Consider the following 16,352-nt stretch of genomic DNA (forward strand, 5'->3'; position numbering starts at 1 on the left):
CCGCTTACTGGACGAACGCGCCGATCGTGAAATACGGCGTCGATCCGGCGTTGTCGAGGAACCCGAACACGCCACCCGTGAAGATGAACTTGCCGGTCGGCGTCGAGCTGCTTGCACCCGTGTGGATCGTCGTGACCGTGCCCGGCACCTTCTGCGTGTAGTCGAGATCGAGCGCGGTCGCGAGTGAGGCCTGCGACGCGTTGAACGGATCGAGCAGCGTCGCCTGGTTGTTCGTCAGCGCGGTGGTGCGGTAGTCGAACTGGCTGTCGACGCCGATGTACTCGCCGTTCTGCGAGCCGACCGCGATCGTCGTCTGCGGCGCGAGGATCGAGATGCTCGATTCGTCGTCGGCGGTGAGACCCGGCACACCGTTGCTGTCGGGCGTCGGGTTCGGGTTCGCGACGCCGGTGCGCACGAGGATCGGCACGAGCTGGTTGCGCAGCTTGCCGACGATCATGAAGCCCTTGCCCTGCGGCGTCGCCGACAGCGTCGGCTTCAGCTGGCTCGCGTAGTTGTTCGACTGGAACGCGCCGCTGCCGTCCGCCGACTGCACGAAGTTCGTGCCTTGCTGCGTGCACGCGCCGCCGGCGAACTGGCCGGTCGTGTCGCACTTGGTCCAGCTGCCGTCGGCGTTGATCGTCACCTTCGCGTCGATCGACGCCGGCGCGAAGTTCTGCGACGGCACTTCACCGAAGCCCACGTGACTGTATGTGCCCGCAACCTTCGTGATGTCGGTCTCGATCGACGAGAAGCCGATGAACGGGTAGTACGGGAATTTCGTGTCGGGCACCGCGGCCTGGCCGAGCACGCCGTTGAACTGGATTTCCTTGCCGGGAATCGTGCCGCCCGCGACGCCCATGCCGACGAAGATGCGCGCCGGGCGCGACGGATCGAGGCTCGCGCCGTTCAGGCGGAATGCGCACTGGTTCAGCTTGTTGGTCGGCAGCAGCGTTTCCTGCGTGAGCGTGCCGCTGTCGACGGTGCCCGCGCGGGTCGGCACGACGGTGCCGGTCGTCTGCGGCACCGCCGATTCGACGTACGTGACCTGCCAGGTCATCTTGGTCGTGTCGAGCTGGACCTTGGCGAGTTCGCCGCTACCCGCGCCGCCCGTAAACACGGTGCTGTAGTCGAGCGAGGCAGGACAGAGCCGGTCTTCGACGAGCGGAGGCGGGTTGTCGTCGCCGCCGCCGCAAGCAGAAAGAAGGGGGGCGGCAAGGGCCGCCGCCAGAATGAGGTTGCGCTTCATGTTGCTCCTCCAGATTTGTCTTGTGTGGCGGCCAGCTCCCTGTCGGCCGCTTCTGTTGGTTGTGCTCGTCCTGCCTGCGCCGTGCCGCGCGCTCGTGCGTTACGCGACGGCGGTCGGCCCGCCGTCGCGCCCTCGTTCGCTACTTGCTGATCTGCGCACCCACGCCGAAGTACGGTGTCGACGACGTGGTCGAATTCGCCGACGTCGACTCGACGCCGCCGTTCACCGTGCCCTGGATCAGCGCCGCATACAGCCCGCCCGTTGCGATCACCACGCCCGAGGCGGCGCTACCGCTCTTCGGAATCGTCGTCGCGTTGAGCAGGCCCGGCGTCGCCTGGCCGTAGTCGAGCGTGAAGCCGTCTTCCTCGTCCTGCGTACTCGGGTTGATGAACGATGCGTTGCTGCCGCGGATCAGCGCAGCGGTGTACTTGAAGTTCGAGTCCGCGCCCGCGTAGCCGCCGTCGATCGCACCCGACGTGATCGCCGTCGCCGCGCCGAGCACCGCGATGCCCGATTCGTCGTCGACCTGCGCATCGGTATGCAGCGGCGGCGTGCCGAGGTTCACGTTGCCCGTGCGCACGATCACCGGCACCGTCGCGCCGTTGAGCTGGCCGATCACCATGTGCGCGGTGGCCGACTTGCCGGTCGCGCCGACGATCGGCAACTGCGTTTGCGGCAGCGTCTGCGGCGCCTTCGTGCTGTCGAAGTAGCCGCCGTTCGCGGTGTTCACGGTCCACGGGTTGCCGGTCGTCTGGCAGCCGCCCGAACTGGTCGACGTGCAGGCGCCGTTCGCGTCGAACGTTTCGCTCGAGTTCGTACCCTTCGTCGCGTAGTTGCCCGACGGCACGAGGTGGTAGATCAGCGCGTTGTACGTGCCCGGCAGCTTCGAGAGGTCCGTCGTCGTGTTCGCGAAGCCGAGGAACGGATAGAAGTCGAAGTGGCGGTTCGGCACCTGGCCGACGTTTTGCACGAGACCCGGGATGATCGTCAGCCCGTCGTACTGGATCGTCGCGCCCGGAATGCCGCCGCCCGCGACACCCATGCCGACCAGCAGCATCGGCGGGTTTGCCTGGTTGAAGTCGGCGGCCGTCGAATAGGTCGTGCCGTTCGGCGCCTTGCCCGTGCCCGGCGTGAGGATGAATGCGCAGCGCGTCTGCTCCGCGGTCGGCAGTGTGCCGGTCGGCGGGTGCATGACCGCACCGGTGATCGTCGTGCCTGCGCGGCTCGGCGTGACCGTGCCGGTCGCGAGCGGAATCGGCGATTCGAGCCACTTGAGCGTGTAGGTCATCGCCACGGCGTCGATGTTGACGCTGACGATCTCGCCGCTACCGGCGCCGCCGAGGTACGTGCTCTTCACGATGTCGGCGTTGGCCGGGCACAGCGAACCGTTGGCGGGCTGTGACGGCGGCGGCCCTTGCGTGCCGCAGCTCGATCCGGAACATTGGGGCGCATTGATCGGCGCGGGTGCGCCGCCGTCCCCCCCACCACATGCAACCAGGAAAGGGGCAATGGCAAAGGCCGTTGCCACCCCCTTCGATAAGGTGTGCGACATGCCGCTGTCTCCAATCGTTTAATTGTGCGAGCTAATGTCGCCGCCTTGATTTTTGCTGTCAATTGATGAACCCGTCTAAAAAAGGCGATTGAAACGGGTATCGTGTTTTGAATCCTTGTCTGGTGCGGCATTCAGTAAGAATTAAAACGTGAGACAGGCTGCCGGAAGCGGCCGGAGTGGGGGATGTACGACGCCGGACAGGCCGGCGAAGAGCCTTCCTGCGTATAACGGCAGCGTTTAAAGCGGCGGGTATCCGGTTTATCCCTATTCGGGATTGACTGGATAAGGAAGGGGTGGGATTAATTCACTGGTAATCGCGCAATGGAAAGCTTGTAAATATTTGTAAATGCGCGATCCGGGATTTTTTATATATTGCCTGATACGAGTAAATAAAAAGCCGGCCAGTGGCCGGCTTTGCATTGCATGCGATGTTGAATCAGCGTTTGAGACCCGCGTCCTCGGCCGCGCCGATGCTCAGGTTCATGCACTGGATGGCGGCGCCCGATGCGCCCTTGCCGAGGTTGTCGAGGCGCGCGACCGTGACGAAGCGTTCTTCGTTGCCGAATACGAACAGGTCGACCCGGTTCGTGTCGTTGTTCGCCTGCACGTCGAAGAAGCCGCCGTCCAGGTTCGCGTCCGCATCGAACGGCGCGACGCGCACGAATGCTTCGTCCGCGTAGTACTCGGCGAACACGCGCTGCACGTCCTGCGGCGTCGTGCGCTTCGCGAGCTGCTCGGGCGTGAAGTAGGTCGTCACCGCGAGCCCCTTCAGGAACGGGCCGACGATCGGCGTGAAGATCGGCGGGTTCGCGAGGCCCGTGTGCGCGGCCATTTCCGGCAGGTGCTTGTGCGTGAGGCCGAGCGCGTACGGACGCGGGCTCGCGAGCTTGCCGCCCGGCGCCGCGTTTTCGTAGTCGGCGATCATCGACTTGCCGCCGCCGCTGTAGCCGGTGATCGAGTAGCTGTGCGCGGCGAACGTGGGCGCGACGATGCCTGCATCGACGAGCGGACGCATTGCGAGCACGAAGGCCGATGCGTGGCAGCCCGGCACCGCGATGCGCTTCGACGTGCGAATCTTCTCGCGCTGCGCGCGGGTCAGCTCCGGCAGACCGTATGCCCAGTCGGCGCTGGTGCGGAACGCGGTACTCGCGTCGATCAGCGTCGTGTTCGGATTCTCGACGAGCGACGCCGATTCGCGCGATGCGACGTCCGGCAGGCACAGGAACGTGACGTCCGACGCGTTGATCAGGCGGCGGCGCTCTTCGACGTCCTTGCGCTTCGCTTCATCGATGCGCAGGATCTCGATGTCGCTGCGTGCCGACAGGTATTCGAAGATCTTGAGGCCGGTCGTGCCTTCCTGGCCGTCGACAAAAACTTTGGTGCTCATTTCGCTCTCACTGAATGAAACGGGGGCCCGCGCCCTGAATCCGCCATTTTAAGACGTCATCCGGCGCGCCTGCACCGCGCGGGGCGAAAAAAAGACGGCCGGCGGACCGTCTTGTGTCCCTTTGGTGCCCGGCGGCGCGGGCGCCAGGGCGTGCTCAGCCGCGGCCGGCGACCCAGCGGGCGGTCGCTTCGGCAACACGCCGGCCAAATGCCTTGCCGGTCTCGAGGTCGCCCGGCAGCGGGCCCTCGTCGGGCGTCGAATCCGCCGGCGACTGCGCGAGCAGGCCCGTCGAGCCGCCTAGGTAGTTGATGTCGTTGCGTGTGGCCGCCTTCGAGTTGGCCGGCATCAGGCTCGTGCCGACCCACACCATCCCATGCTGCATCGACAGCGTGACGAAATATTGAATCGTCGAGAACTTGTCGCCGTTCATCGTCGCGGAGTTCGTGAAGCCCGCGGCGATCTTGTCCTTCCATTTCTGCGTGAACCACGCTTTCGACGTCGCATCGGCAAACTGCTTGAACTGTGCCGACGGGCCGCCCATGTAGGTCGGCGCACCGAAGACGATCGCGTCGGCCGCGTCGAGCGCGGCCCAGCCCGCGTCGTCGACGTCGCCGACGGCGAGCAGGCGAACGGTCGCGCCGGCTTCCTGCGCGCCCGTGTGCACGGCCTCGGCCAGTTTCTGCGTGTGACCGTAGCCGCTGTGATAGACGATGACGATGTTCGACATGAAGCGCTCTCCAGAAAGGAACGGGAACGGCGGCCGCAGGCGCGCCGCGTCACGCGTCGCCGGCGGGGCGGCGCGACGGATGCGCGGCGTGGCGCCGCGCCCGGTGACGACCAGTCTAGCAAGCCGAAATGACGGGAAAACGCTCGCTCGCAGAGTCTGTCATGTTGCGGCGGCCGGCAATCGCGGTGCGGCGGCGCGCAATGCCCGGCGCCCGATGCGCATTACTGCCCGTAGTTGACCGTGAGTTGCGCGGTGCCGATCGCCAGCGTGCCGATCTCGTGCTCGAACATCGGCGCGGGGCGGCCCTGCGCGACGCGCAGGTCGCCGCCCTTCAGCGCATAGACGGTGATCACGTAGCGGTGCGGCTTGCCGGGCGGCGGGCACGGGCCGCCGTAGCCGTCGATCCCGAAGTCGTTGCGCGCCTCGCTCGCGCCGATGCGCCGCAGGAATCCGGACGCGCTCGCGTCGGCGGGCAGGCTCGTGACCGTCGCAGGAATGCCCGCCACGGCCCAGTGCCACCAGCCATGCCCCGGTGCATCGGGATCGAAGACCGTGACCGCGTAACCGTGCGTGCCGGGCGGCGGGTTGTGCCAGGTGAGTTGCGGCGAGCGGTTGCCACCCTTGCAGTCGCCGCGGTCGAACACGTTCGCGGCGGGGACGCGCCCGCCCGGGCTCAGGTCGTCGCTCGTCACGGTGAACGGACCTTCCGCGTGCGCGGGTAGGGCAGCGAGGGCGACGGCGTAAAGGAGGGCGGCGAGGAATGGCGACGGGCGACCCGATGGCGCAGGCGGAGTGATCCGGCGATCCACACGCATATGGCGCTTCTCCCGTCACGTGGGCCGGACCGATGCGTCCGGCATTGTTGGCGTAGTGCGTTGCCTGCGCAGCTGATGGCAGCGATGGATCAAGTCTAGCATTAGGGTTCGATGAGCGATGCACGCCGCGACCCGCGGTCGCGATCGTTTCCTGCGCGGATCGACGGGCGAAAAAAAACCGCCCGCGATGAAGCGGGCGGCTGGTTCAGCCAGGACGCCGGCCAGCGGGCCGACGCGGCGTCAGTCCTTCGGGGACGTCGCGCCGCCGTGCGCAGCCGACCACTCGGCCGGTGCGTGCAGGAATTTCTCGACTTCGTCGAGCGTCTTCGTCTCGAAGTAGCCCGATGCCTTCGCGACGCGCAGCACGTCCCACCACGTGGCGAGCGCGTGCAGGTCGACGTCGATGTCCTTCAGGACCGACACGCTTTCCTTGAAGATGTTGTAGTGGAACAGCACGAAGCAGTGGTTCACCGTCGCGCCTGCGGTGCGCAGCGCGTTGACGAAGTTGATCTTGCTGCGGCTGTCGGTCGTCAGGTCTTCCACCAGCAGCACGCGCGAGCCTTCTTCCAGATGGCCTTCGATCTGCGCGTTGCGGCCGAAACCCTTCGGCTTTTTGCGCACGTACTGCATCGGCACCATCATCCGGTCCGCGATCCATGCCGCGAACGGGATGCCGGCCGTCTCGCCGCCCGCCACCGCATCGATCTGCTCGAAGCCGATGTCGCGCGTGATCGTCGTTTCAGCCATTTCCATCAACGCGCGGCGCACGCGCGGATACGAAATCAGCTTGCGGCAGTCGATATAGACGGGGCTTGCCCAGCCGGACGTGAAGATGAACGGTTTTTCTGCATTGAAGTGCACTGCCTGTACTTCGAGCAGGATTTTGGCGGTCGTATCCGAGATCGACTGACGATCGTAGCCTGTCATGGGCATTCCTTGGGTGATGAGCGAAGAGCGGGCGCGGGCCCGGTGGCGCAGCAAGGGGAACCTGCCCAGGGGGCCGGGGCGCGATCGGACGGCCAATCGCATCGCTGCGCGCGTAGCCGGCTATTTTACCCGATTCAGACCGGTTTTCGGCGGAATTCGCGCAGGTTCGCCACGCGGCTCACCACCGGCGAAACAAGCGGGGCCGGACCGACCACGTGCTGATGCGGAGGATGCGGCGCTGCACCAACATGCGCCATGCGCGGGGTGTACACTAGGCGACCCTTAGAAATCGTTCAGTACTTTGTACTTTCCTCTTGCCACCCGCCAAGGTTCGATGGCGTGCCGATCCGGCGCGTCGCGTGCCGTCTCGCAGTCGACCACCCCCTCGATTCAAGCAGACGCGGCCGAAGGTGCTGTGTACTGAACCGTCAATATTTCGCATGTCTCTCGCAGGTCAATCATGGACGAACAACTGAAGCAGGCCGCACTGGCTTATCACCTGAACCCGAAACCCGGCAAGATTTCGGTCACCCCGACCAAGCCGCTGTCGAACCAGCTCGATCTGTCGCTCGCGTATTCGCCGGGCGTCGCCGCTGCGTGCGAAGCGATCCACGCCGATCCGCTCGACGCGCAGAAGTACACGTCGCGCGGCAACCTCGTCGGCGTCATCACGAACGGTACCGCCGTGCTCGGCCTCGGCAACATCGGCCCGCTCGCCGCGAAGCCGGTGATGGAAGGCAAGGGCTGCCTCTTCAAGAAATTCGCGGGCATCGACGTGTTCGACATCGAACTGTCGGAGTCCGACCCCGACAAGCTCGTCGAGGCGATCGCGATGCTCGAGCCGACGCTCGGCGGCATCAACCTCGAGGACATCAAGGCGCCGGAATGCTTCTATATCGAGCAGAAGCTGCGCGAGCGCATGAAGATCCCCGTCTTCCACGATGACCAGCACGGCACCGCGATCATCGCGTCGGCCGCGATCCTGAACGGCCTGAAGGTCGTCGGCAAGAAGCTGTCCGAAGTGAAGCTCGTGTGCTCGGGCGCGGGCGCCGCGGCGATCGCGTGCCTGGACCTGCTGGTGAACCTCGGCCTGACGAAGTCGAACATCCTCGTCGCCGATTCGAAGGGCGTGATCTACGAAGGGCGCGGCAACCTCGATCCGTCGAAGCAGCGCTATGCGGCGACCACCGACGCACGCACGCTCGCCGACGCGATCGTCGATGCCGACGTGTTCCTCGGCTGCTCGAGCGCGGGCGTGCTGAAGCAGGACATGGTCAAGACGATGGGCGACCGCCCGCTGATCCTGGCGCTCGCGAACCCGGAACCGGAAATCCGCCCGGAAGACGCGAAGGCCGTGCGCCCGGACGCGATCGTCGCGACCGGCCGTTCGGACTACCCGAACCAGGTCAACAACGTGCTGTGCTTCCCGTTCATCTTCCGCGGCGCGCTCGACGTCGGCGCGACGACGATCACGGAAGAAATGAAGCTCGCGTGCGTGCGCGCGATCGCCGAGCTGGCCCAGGAAACCGACCAGAGCGAGGAAGTCGCGAAGGCGTATGAAGGCCACTCGCTCGAATTCGGGCCGGACTACCTGATTCCGAAGCCGTTCGACCCGCGCCTGATCATCAAGATCGCGCCGGCCGTCGCACAGGCCGCGATGGATTCGGGCGTCGCGACGCGTCCGATCCAGGACATGGATGCCTACCGCGAGCAGCTCGGCGCGACCGTCTACCGCACCGGCATGGTGATGCGCCCGGTGTTCGCGACCGCGAAGCAGAAGCAGGCCCGCATCGTGTTCGCCGAGGGCGAGGACGAGCGCGTGCTGCGCGCCGCGCAGTTCGTGCTGCAGGAGAAGATCGCGAAGCCGATCATCGTCGGCCGTCCGTCGGTTGTCGACATGCGCCTGCAAAAGATCGGTTCGAAGCTGAAGGCCGGCACCGATTTCGAGATCGTCGATCCGGAAGACGATGCGCGCTACCACCGCTACTGGCAGGCGTATCAGGAGATCGGCGCGCGCGACGGCGTGACGCCGGAAGTCGCGAAGGCCGCGATGCGCAAGTTCAACACGCTGATCGGCGCGATGCTCGTGCACCAGGGCGACGCGGACGGGATGATCTGCGGGATGATCGACACGTTCCACAGCCACCTGAAGTTCATCGAGCAGGTGCTGGGCCGCGCGAAGGGCGCCGAGCACTTCGCGGCGATGAACCTGCTGATGCTGCCGGGCCGCAACCTGTTCGTGTGCGATACGTACGTGAACGAGCTGCCGAGCGCCGAACAGCTCGCCGACATGACGATCCAGGCTGCGGCCGAGATCGAGCGCTTCGGCATTGTGCCGAAGGCTGCGCTGCTGTCGAACTCGAACTTCGGCAGCGCGCCGTCGGCATCGTCGCGCCGGATGGGCGAGGCTCGCAAGCTGATCGTCGAACGTGCGCCGAACCTGGAAGTCGACGGCGAAATGCACGGCGACGCGGCGCTGTCGGAAATGATCCGCAAGCAGGCCTTCCCCGGCACGACGCTGGCGGGTGAAGCGAACCTGCTGATCATGCCGAACGTCGAAGCGGCGAACATCGCGTACAACCTGCTGAAGATGGTCGGCGGCGAAGGCGTGACGGTCGGCCCGTTCCTGCTCGGCGCGGCGAAGCCGGTCCACATCCTGACGCCGGCCGCGACCGTGCGCCGGATCATCAACATGACGGCTGTTGCCGCCGCGAACGTGAACACGAAGTAAGTCCGCGCCCGCGTGTGCCGCGCTTCGCGCGCGGCGCAATGGAAAACGCCACGGAACCTGCGTTCCGCGGCGTTTTTTTTATCGTGACGCGAACCGGCAGCGGCGCGCCGGCGGGCCTCCGGACCGCGAAGGCCCGCCGTGTGCCGTTACGCGACCTGCTGGTGCGGCTGGCCGCCGGCCGGCGCCCGCCACTGCGCGAGCAGCGTGTTCCACTTCTGGCGTACCGCGCGCAGGTTGTTCTCCTTCACGTGGCCGTAGCCGCGAATGCCGTCCGGCAGCGCCGCAAGCTCGAGGGCGAGCGGGCGGTTGGCCGCGTTCAGCTTGCCGAGCACTTCGCCGATCAGCGCTTCGTACTCGCCGATCAGCGCACGCTCGGTGCGACGCTCCTCGGTGCGGCCGAACGGGTCGAGCCCCGTGCCGCGCAGGAACTTCGCCTTCGCGAGCAGCCGGAATGCCGACATCATCCACGGGCCGTATGCCTTTTTCACGAGATGGCCGTGCGCGTCCGTCTTCGCGAACAGCGGCGGCGCGAGGTGGAACTTCAGCTTCCAGTCGCCTTCGAACTGCGCGGACAGGCGCGCGAGGAACGCCGGATCGGACTGCAGCCGCGCGACCTCGTATTCGTCCTTGTAGGCCATCAGCTTGAACAGGTTGCGCGCGACCGCTTCGGTCAGCTGTTCCTGCACCGTGTCGCCGTCTGCCAGTGCGCGCTCGGCCGCGCGCACCTTGTCGACGAATGCCGCATAGCGTGCTGCGTACGCGGCGTTCTGGTACGCGGTGAGGAATTCCACGCGCTTCGCGATCAGCGCGTCGACCGCCTTCTTCGTGTGCAGCGAAATCACCGTGGCGCCTTGCGCGGGGCGCGCGTCGCCGGCCGCGGCCTGCTTCACGCTCGCCAGGTCGTGCGCGGCGCGGCGGCCCCAGTCGAATGCCGCACGGTTCTTCTCCACCGAGACCGCATTCAGTTCGATCGCGCGGACGAGCGACGCGAGCGTGAGCGGCAGCCAGCCTTTCTGCCACGCGTAGCCGAGCACGAACGGGTTCGTGTAGATCGCGTCACCGAGCAGCGCGACCGCGAAGCGGTTCGCGTCGATGAAATCGACGGCTTCGCCGGCAGCCGCACGGATGTCGTTCTCGGCGGACAGGCCGGGGAACGCCCAGTTCGGGTTCTTGATGAACTCGGCGGTCGGCGTCTGCGCGCTGTTGACGACCACGCGCGTCGCGTCGTGCCGCATCCGCGACGTGCACTCGTCGCCGGCCGTGACGATCGCGTCGCAGCCGATCACGAGGTCGGCTTCGCCCATCGCGATCCGCGTGGCGTGGATGTCGGTCGGCGCGTGCGAGATCTGCACGTGGCTCATCACGGCGCCGCCCTTCTGCGCGAGGCCGGTCACGTCGAGCACGGTCACACCCTTGTTTTCCAGGTGCGCGGCCATCCCCAGCAGCGCGCCGATCGTGACGACGCCCGTGCCGCCGACGCCCGTGACGAGCACGCCGTACGCGCGGTCGATGTCCGGCAGCGTCGGCTCAGGGATCGGCGGCAGTGCGTTGCCGTCGACCGATACGGCCTTCGGCTTCTTCAACTGGCCGCCCTCGACCGTGACGAAGCTCGGGCAGAAGCCCTTCACGCACGAGAAGTCCTTGTTGCAGCTCGACTGGTTGATCTGGCGCTTCGTGCCGAATTCGGTTTCCAGCGGCTCGACCGACAGGCAGTTCGACTGCACCGAGCAGTCGCCGCAGCCTTCGCACACTGCTTCGTTGATCACGACGCGCTTCGCCGGGTCCGGATACGTGCCGCGTTTGCGGCGGCGGCGTTTCTCGGTCGCGCAGGTCTGGTCGTAGATCAGGATCGTCGTGCCTTCGATCTCGCGCAGCGCGCGCTGCACGTCGTCGAGCTGGTCGCGATGGTGAATCGTCACGCCCGGCGCGAGCAGCGCCTTCTGGCTGTCGTACTTCTCCGGCTCGTCGGTGACGATCACGATCTTCTTCGCGCCTTCGGACGCGAGCTGGTGCGTGATCTGCGGCACCGTCAGCACGCCGTCGACCGGCTGCCCGCCCGTCATCGCGACCGCGTCGTTGTAGAGGATCTTGTAGGTGATGTTCGCCTTCGACGAGATCGCCGCGCGCACTGCCAGCAGGCCCGAGTGGAAATAGGTGCCGTCGCCGAGGTTCGCGAACACGTGCTTCTCGTCCGTGAACGGCGCCTGGCCGATCCACGGCACGCCTTCCCCGCCCATCTGGCTGAAGGTGCTCGTGCTGCGGTCCATCCACACCGTCATGTAGTGACAGCCGATCCCCGCGATCGCGCGCGAGCCTTCCGGCACGTTGGTCGACGTGTTGTGCGGGCAGCCCGAGCAGAACCACGGCTTGCGCTCGGTCTGCACGTGCGGCTTCGCGAGCGCCATTTCCTTCGCGTTGATCACGGCGAGCCGCGCGGCGATGCGCGCGCGCACGTCGGACGGCAGCTCGAACTTCTCGAGGCGCGTCGCGATGGCTTTCGCGATGATCGCGGGCGACAGCTCGTAGTGCGCGGGCAGCAGCCAGTTGCCCATCGGCACCGACCATTCGCCGCCGGCGCCGTCCTTCTCGTCGAACTTGCCGAACACGCGCGGACGTTGCCCGTCGGGCCAGTTGTACAGCTCTTCCTTGATCGCGTATTCGAGGATCTGGCGCTTTTCCTCGACGACGAGGATTTCGTCGAGGCCGCGCGCGAACGCCTGCGCGCCCTGCGCTTCGAGCGGCCACACGCAGCCGACCTTGTAGAGGCGGATGCCGATCCGCGCGCAGGTTTCGTCGTCGAGGCCGAGGTCGGTCAGCGCCTGGCGCACGTCGAGGTAAGCCTTGCCGCCGGTCATGATCCCGAAGCGCGCGTGCGGGGAGTCGATCTCGATGCGGTCGAGCTTGTTCGCGCGCACATAGGCGAGCGCCGCGTACCACTTGTAGTCGAGCAGCCGTGCTTCCTGCACGAGCGGCGGGTCGGGCCAGCGGATGTTCAGCCCGCCTTCCGGCAGGATGAAGTCGGTCGGCAGCACGATCTCGGTGCGATGCGGGTCGATGTCGACCGACGCCGACGATTCGACGACGTCCGTCACGCACTTGAGCGCGACCCACAGGCCGGAGTAGCGGCTCATCGCCCAGCCGTGCAGGCCGAAATCGAGATACTCCTGCACGTTGGACGGGAACAGCACCGGCAGCCCGCAGGCCTTGAAGATGTGTTCGGACTGGTGCGCGAGCGTCGACGATTTCGCTGCGTGGTCGTCACCGGCGAGCACCAGCACGCCGCCGTGTTGCGACGAGCCGGCCGAGTTCGCGTGCTTGAATACGTCGCCCGTGCGGTCGACGCCCGGGCCCTTGCCGTACCACATGCCGAACACGCCGTCGTGCTTGGCGCCGGGGTACAGGTTCACTTGCTGCGAGCCCCACACGGCGGTGGCGGCGAGATCTTCGTTGAGGCCGGGCTGGAAGACGATCTGGTGGGCTGCCAGGTGCTGCTTGGCTTTCCAGAGCGACAGATCGAGGCCGCCGAGCGGTGAACCGCGATAGCCGGAGATGAAGCCGGCGGTATTGAGGCCGGCGGCGCGATCGCGTTCCTGCTGGAGCATCGGCAGGCGCACGAGGGCCTGGATCCCGCTCATGTACGCGCGACCGCGTTCCAGTGTGTATTTGTCGTCAAGCGTGACGGACTTCAGCGCGGCTTCCAGCGATGCGCGTTGGCCTGCGTCTAGCGGGGCATTCATTAACTGTCTCCTCCACCCAGTTTGGGATCACCAAAACTCGACTGCCTCGGGCATCTTGTGGACGCGTCGGCAGTGGCCGGCATATTGGCCGGTTTCAAGCGATGGTAGCACTGGGGCAAACCCGCCGCCCATCGGACAAAATGCGGCGGCGCGCCGGTGAAAAAGGGCATGACCATGCGTTACATCATGTAAATGCATGTAAAGCAGCCCCCATTTGCGGGCAAATGCCGTTAATCTTGTCGGCCTGCCGGAGGTGCCCGGCCGCGTGGGTTCGTTTCGACGCAATCGGGGAGGCGCCGGCAGTTTTACAGGAGGTGCAATGAACACACGTCATATCCAGAGTTTCCTGATCGTGTCCGCCGCGTTTTTCTCGATGACCGGCCCGGTGCACGCGCGAGGCGCGAGCGCACTGGCGGCAGCCGGCGCGCAGATGCAACGGATCGTGCCGGCCCAGGACGCCGTCGCGCAGCCGTCGGCCGAGCGGGCCGTCGAGTCGAAGGCGAACGCGCGTTGATCCGGTCGCGCGGCCTTGCGGGCCGCGCCGGAATGCAAAAAGGGCGGGAATCGGAGGATTCCCGCCCTTTTTTTGCGCCGCTGGATCGTGCGGGCTGCCGGGTTACCCCGGGGCAGCCGTCCGCCGGATGCGTCAGGCCTTGTCCTGCACGACCCCGCGGCGGATCTGGTCGAGTTCGATCGATTCGAACAGCGCCTTGAAGTTGCCTTCGCCGAAGCCCTGGTTGCCCTTGCGCTGGATGATCTCGAAGAAGATCGGCCCGATCTGGTTCTCGGTGAAGATCTGCAGCAGCAGGTCGTCGCGCGCGCCGTCGATCAGGATCTTGCGCTTCTTCAGTTCTTCCAGTGATTCGCCATGATTCGGCACGCGGCGGTCGACCAGTTCGTAATACGTGTCGATCGTGTCGAGCAACTTCACATCCTTGCTGCGCAGGCCATCGACCGCCTGGTAGATGTCGGAGGCGCCGAGCGCGATGTGCTGGATGCCTTCGCCGTGGTACGCATCGAGGTATTCCTGGATCTGGCCGGCCGTATCCGAGCCTTCCTCGTTGATCGGGATGCGGATCTTGCCGCACGGCGACGTCATCGCCTTCGACTTCACGCCCGTCACCTTGCCTTCGATGTCGAAGTAGCGCACTTCGCGGAAATTGAACAGGCGCTCGTAGAACTCGGCCCATTCCTGCATGCGGCCGCGATGCACGTTGTGCGTCAGGTGGTCGATATAGGTGAGGCCGTGGCCGACCGGGTTCGGGTTCGCGCCGGCGATCGGCTCGAAGTCGACGTCATAGATGCTGATGTCGCCGATTGCGCCCGGTTGCGCACCGTTCTTGCCGCGCCAGCGGTCGACGAAGTAGATCAGCGAATCGCCGATGCCCTTGATCGCCGGGATGTTCAGTTCCATCGGGCCGGTCTTGTTGTCGAAGCCCCATGCGCCGAGGTCGAGCGCGCGCTGGTACGCCTTCGCGGCATCCTGCACGCGAAACGCGATCGCGCAGATCGACGGGCCGTGCAGGCGCGCGAAGCGTTGTGCGAACGAATCCGGTTCCGCGTTGATGATGAAGTTGATGTCGCCCTGGCGGTACACCGTCACGTCCTTGTGGCGGTGGCGCGCGATCGCGGTGAAACCCATCCGTTCGAACAGTTGTCCGAGCGCTTTCGGGTCTGGTGCCGTGTATTCGATGAATTCGAAGCCGTCGGTGCCGACGGGGTTGTCCCAGTTCGGGATCTGCATGGCGTGTCTCCTGTGGGGGCGATCGGCCGGGGCGACGTGCGCAGGTCCGGCCTGGTTCGATGTCGAACGTGGCACACGCGGCGGCGTGCGCGACGAATCGGTACGTGCGACAGAGTGTAGCGGGCAGCCGCGAGCGTAAACTTGCGAACTTAATTGCCTGAACCTACGATGGCGCAATTTCCAGTCTCTGAATACTCATTGGAGGGCAGAAGATGGCGCAAGCCGAATTGGATGCCATCGACCGGCGGATTCTCGCGATTCTTCAGGAGAACGGGCGCCTGTCTAACCAGGAGATCGCCGAGCGCGTGAACCTGTCGCCGAGCCCGTGCCTGCGGCGAATTCGGCGGCTCGAGGAGATCGGCGTGATCACCGGCTATGTCGCGCTGCTGAATCCGCAGAAACTCGGGCTCGACCTGCTCGCGTACGTGAGCGTGCGGCTCGAGAAGCGCGGCGGTCTGGCGCCGGCGCGGGCCGACGAGACGTCGGCACGTGCGGGTGCGACCCATGCGGAGCTGTTTCGCGCGGCCGTGCAGACCTGGCCGGAAGTGGTCGCGTGCCACGCGATGACGGGCGATATGGATTACCTGCTGCGCGTGCAGGTCGAGGACATGGCGCATTTTTCCCGCTTCGTGCAGGAGCACTTGCTACATCACCCGTCGGTGATCGACGTGAAGACGAGCTTTTCGCTCGATTGCTTCAAGGAGACGACGGCGTTGCCGATTCGTTCGGTGCGCTAGCGCGCGGCGGGGCAGGGAGGGGCCGGGCGCGCGGCTGGCGCGGCCCGGCAGGCCGACATTACGCCGTCAGGGCGGCGGGCATCAGCGATTCGATGAACTTCGTGGTGCGGCGCGCCTGGCGCTTCATTGCGTAGTCGAACACCGCGGCCTGTTCCTGCAGCATCTCCGCGATGATCGTCGAGTGGTCGGCCGGCGGCAGCGACAGGTACGCATCGGCTTCGCCGTACGCGTACTCGATCCGCATCCCGGACTTCTTCGCGATGTGCATCATCGTCGCGTTACGCGACAGGCAGTGCATGTACAGCATCGTCACGTGCGTGTTGCGGCTGCGGATCGCCGCGCGCTCGAACAGCTTCGAGCCGACACCGCGGCCGCGTGCGCTTTCGAGCACCGACACGCCGAATTCGGCCGTGCGCTTGTCGCCGTCGGCCGGCAGGTAGGCCAGGTGGCCGACGCCGATCAGTTCGAGGTCGTGGTCGAACACGCCGAACACGGTGTCGCGGCCGAAGTCGATCGTGCGGACATAGTTCTCGATCACGTGGTCGGGCACCATCTGGCCGAAGCGCAGCAGGCGGTCCTCTTCGTCGAGCGAGAGAAAGTGGGTGAGCATCTGCTCACGGTCTTTGGAAGCCAGTTCCCTTACGAGAACCGGCGCACTACCGGCGGTGCCGACGACATCGGCGGGGCCGTTCAATTGCGTGTTCATCGTGGGTTCCTCAATGTGTGACCGTACAGCGGGTTGTGCAACG

Annotated in this window: 12 protein-coding genes; 3 read left to right on the forward strand and 9 right to left on the reverse strand. The window is 65.9% G+C overall.

Annotated features, from left to right (window positions below; genetic code table 11):
- Positions 1-4: 4 nt before the first annotated feature.
- From ACPTTC_RS01290 to ACPTTC_RS01315, 6 genes are all read right to left on the reverse strand, one after another.
- Positions 5-1,246, reverse strand: a complete 1,242-nt coding sequence (locus ACPTTC_RS01290) for a DUF2957 domain-containing protein (RefSeq protein WP_423391345.1) — start codon at positions 1,244-1,246, stop codon at positions 5-7.
- Between the two features lie 139 nt (positions 1,247-1,385).
- The gene (locus ACPTTC_RS01295; protein ID WP_423391346.1) at positions 1,386-2,798 is read right to left on the reverse strand and encodes a DUF2957 domain-containing protein; all 1,413 of its coding nucleotides are present in this window, start codon (positions 2,796-2,798) and stop codon (positions 1,386-1,388) included.
- A gap of 436 nt (positions 2,799-3,234) precedes the next feature.
- Positions 3,235-4,185 carry an N-acetyl-gamma-glutamyl-phosphate reductase gene (gene argC, locus ACPTTC_RS01300; protein WP_174918426.1) on the reverse strand — a complete coding sequence of 317 codons (951 nt, stop codon included), beginning with the start codon at positions 4,183-4,185 and terminating at the stop codon, positions 3,235-3,237.
- Positions 4,186-4,339: 154 nt separating this feature from the next.
- Positions 4,340-4,912 carry a flavodoxin family protein gene (locus tag ACPTTC_RS01305; protein ID WP_175969948.1) on the reverse strand — a complete coding sequence of 191 codons (573 nt, stop codon included), beginning with the start codon at positions 4,910-4,912 and terminating at the stop codon, positions 4,340-4,342.
- A 221-nt stretch (positions 4,913-5,133) separates the two neighbouring features.
- A complete protein-coding gene (locus ACPTTC_RS01310; RefSeq protein ID WP_423391347.1) occupies positions 5,134-5,727 on the reverse strand; it encodes a YbhB/YbcL family Raf kinase inhibitor-like protein in 594 nt (197 codons plus the stop codon).
- Positions 5,728-5,967: 240 nt separating this feature from the next.
- Positions 5,968-6,654 carry an orotate phosphoribosyltransferase gene (locus ACPTTC_RS01315; protein ID WP_011350651.1) on the reverse strand — a complete coding sequence of 229 codons (687 nt, stop codon included), beginning with the start codon at positions 6,652-6,654 and terminating at the stop codon, positions 5,968-5,970.
- A 460-nt stretch (positions 6,655-7,114) separates the two neighbouring features.
- Here ACPTTC_RS01315 and ACPTTC_RS01320 point away from each other — a divergent pair, with 460 nt between their 5' ends.
- Positions 7,115-9,385 (forward strand): NADP-dependent malic enzyme, encoded by a 2,271-nt coding sequence (locus tag ACPTTC_RS01320; protein ID WP_423391348.1) that lies wholly within the window; start codon positions 7,115-7,117, stop codon positions 9,383-9,385.
- Positions 9,386-9,531: 146 nt separating this feature from the next.
- Here ACPTTC_RS01320 and ACPTTC_RS01325 read toward each other — a convergent pair whose 3' ends face one another.
- Positions 9,532-13,122, reverse strand: coding sequence for an indolepyruvate ferredoxin oxidoreductase family protein (locus tag ACPTTC_RS01325; RefSeq protein WP_423391349.1), 3,591 nt, complete (start codon positions 13,120-13,122; stop codon positions 9,532-9,534).
- Positions 13,123-13,441: 319 nt separating this feature from the next.
- Here ACPTTC_RS01325 and ACPTTC_RS01330 point away from each other — a divergent pair, with 319 nt between their 5' ends.
- Entirely contained in the window at positions 13,442-13,636 is a 195-nt protein-coding gene (locus ACPTTC_RS01330; RefSeq protein ID WP_423391350.1) for a hypothetical protein, read from the forward strand.
- A 132-nt stretch (positions 13,637-13,768) separates the two neighbouring features.
- Here ACPTTC_RS01330 and hppD read toward each other — a convergent pair whose 3' ends face one another.
- Positions 13,769-14,866 (reverse strand): 4-hydroxyphenylpyruvate dioxygenase, encoded by a 1,098-nt coding sequence (gene hppD, locus ACPTTC_RS01335; RefSeq protein WP_175969952.1) that lies wholly within the window; start codon positions 14,864-14,866, stop codon positions 13,769-13,771.
- A 212-nt stretch (positions 14,867-15,078) separates the two neighbouring features.
- Between hppD and ACPTTC_RS01340 the strand changes: the two genes are divergently transcribed.
- Complete coding sequence (locus ACPTTC_RS01340; protein WP_175958319.1) at positions 15,079-15,603, forward strand: Lrp/AsnC family transcriptional regulator; 525 nt, start codon at positions 15,079-15,081, stop codon at positions 15,601-15,603.
- Between the two features lie 58 nt (positions 15,604-15,661).
- On the opposite strand, the gene ACPTTC_RS01345 is transcribed toward ACPTTC_RS01340, so the two are convergent.
- Positions 15,662-16,309, reverse strand: a complete 648-nt coding sequence (locus ACPTTC_RS01345; protein WP_175958320.1) for a GNAT family N-acetyltransferase — start codon at positions 16,307-16,309, stop codon at positions 15,662-15,664.
- Positions 16,310-16,352 lie beyond the last annotated feature (43 nt).

Source organism: Burkholderia mycopellens (assembly GCF_964265025.1).
GTDB lineage: Bacteria > Pseudomonadota > Gammaproteobacteria > Burkholderiales > Burkholderiaceae > Burkholderia.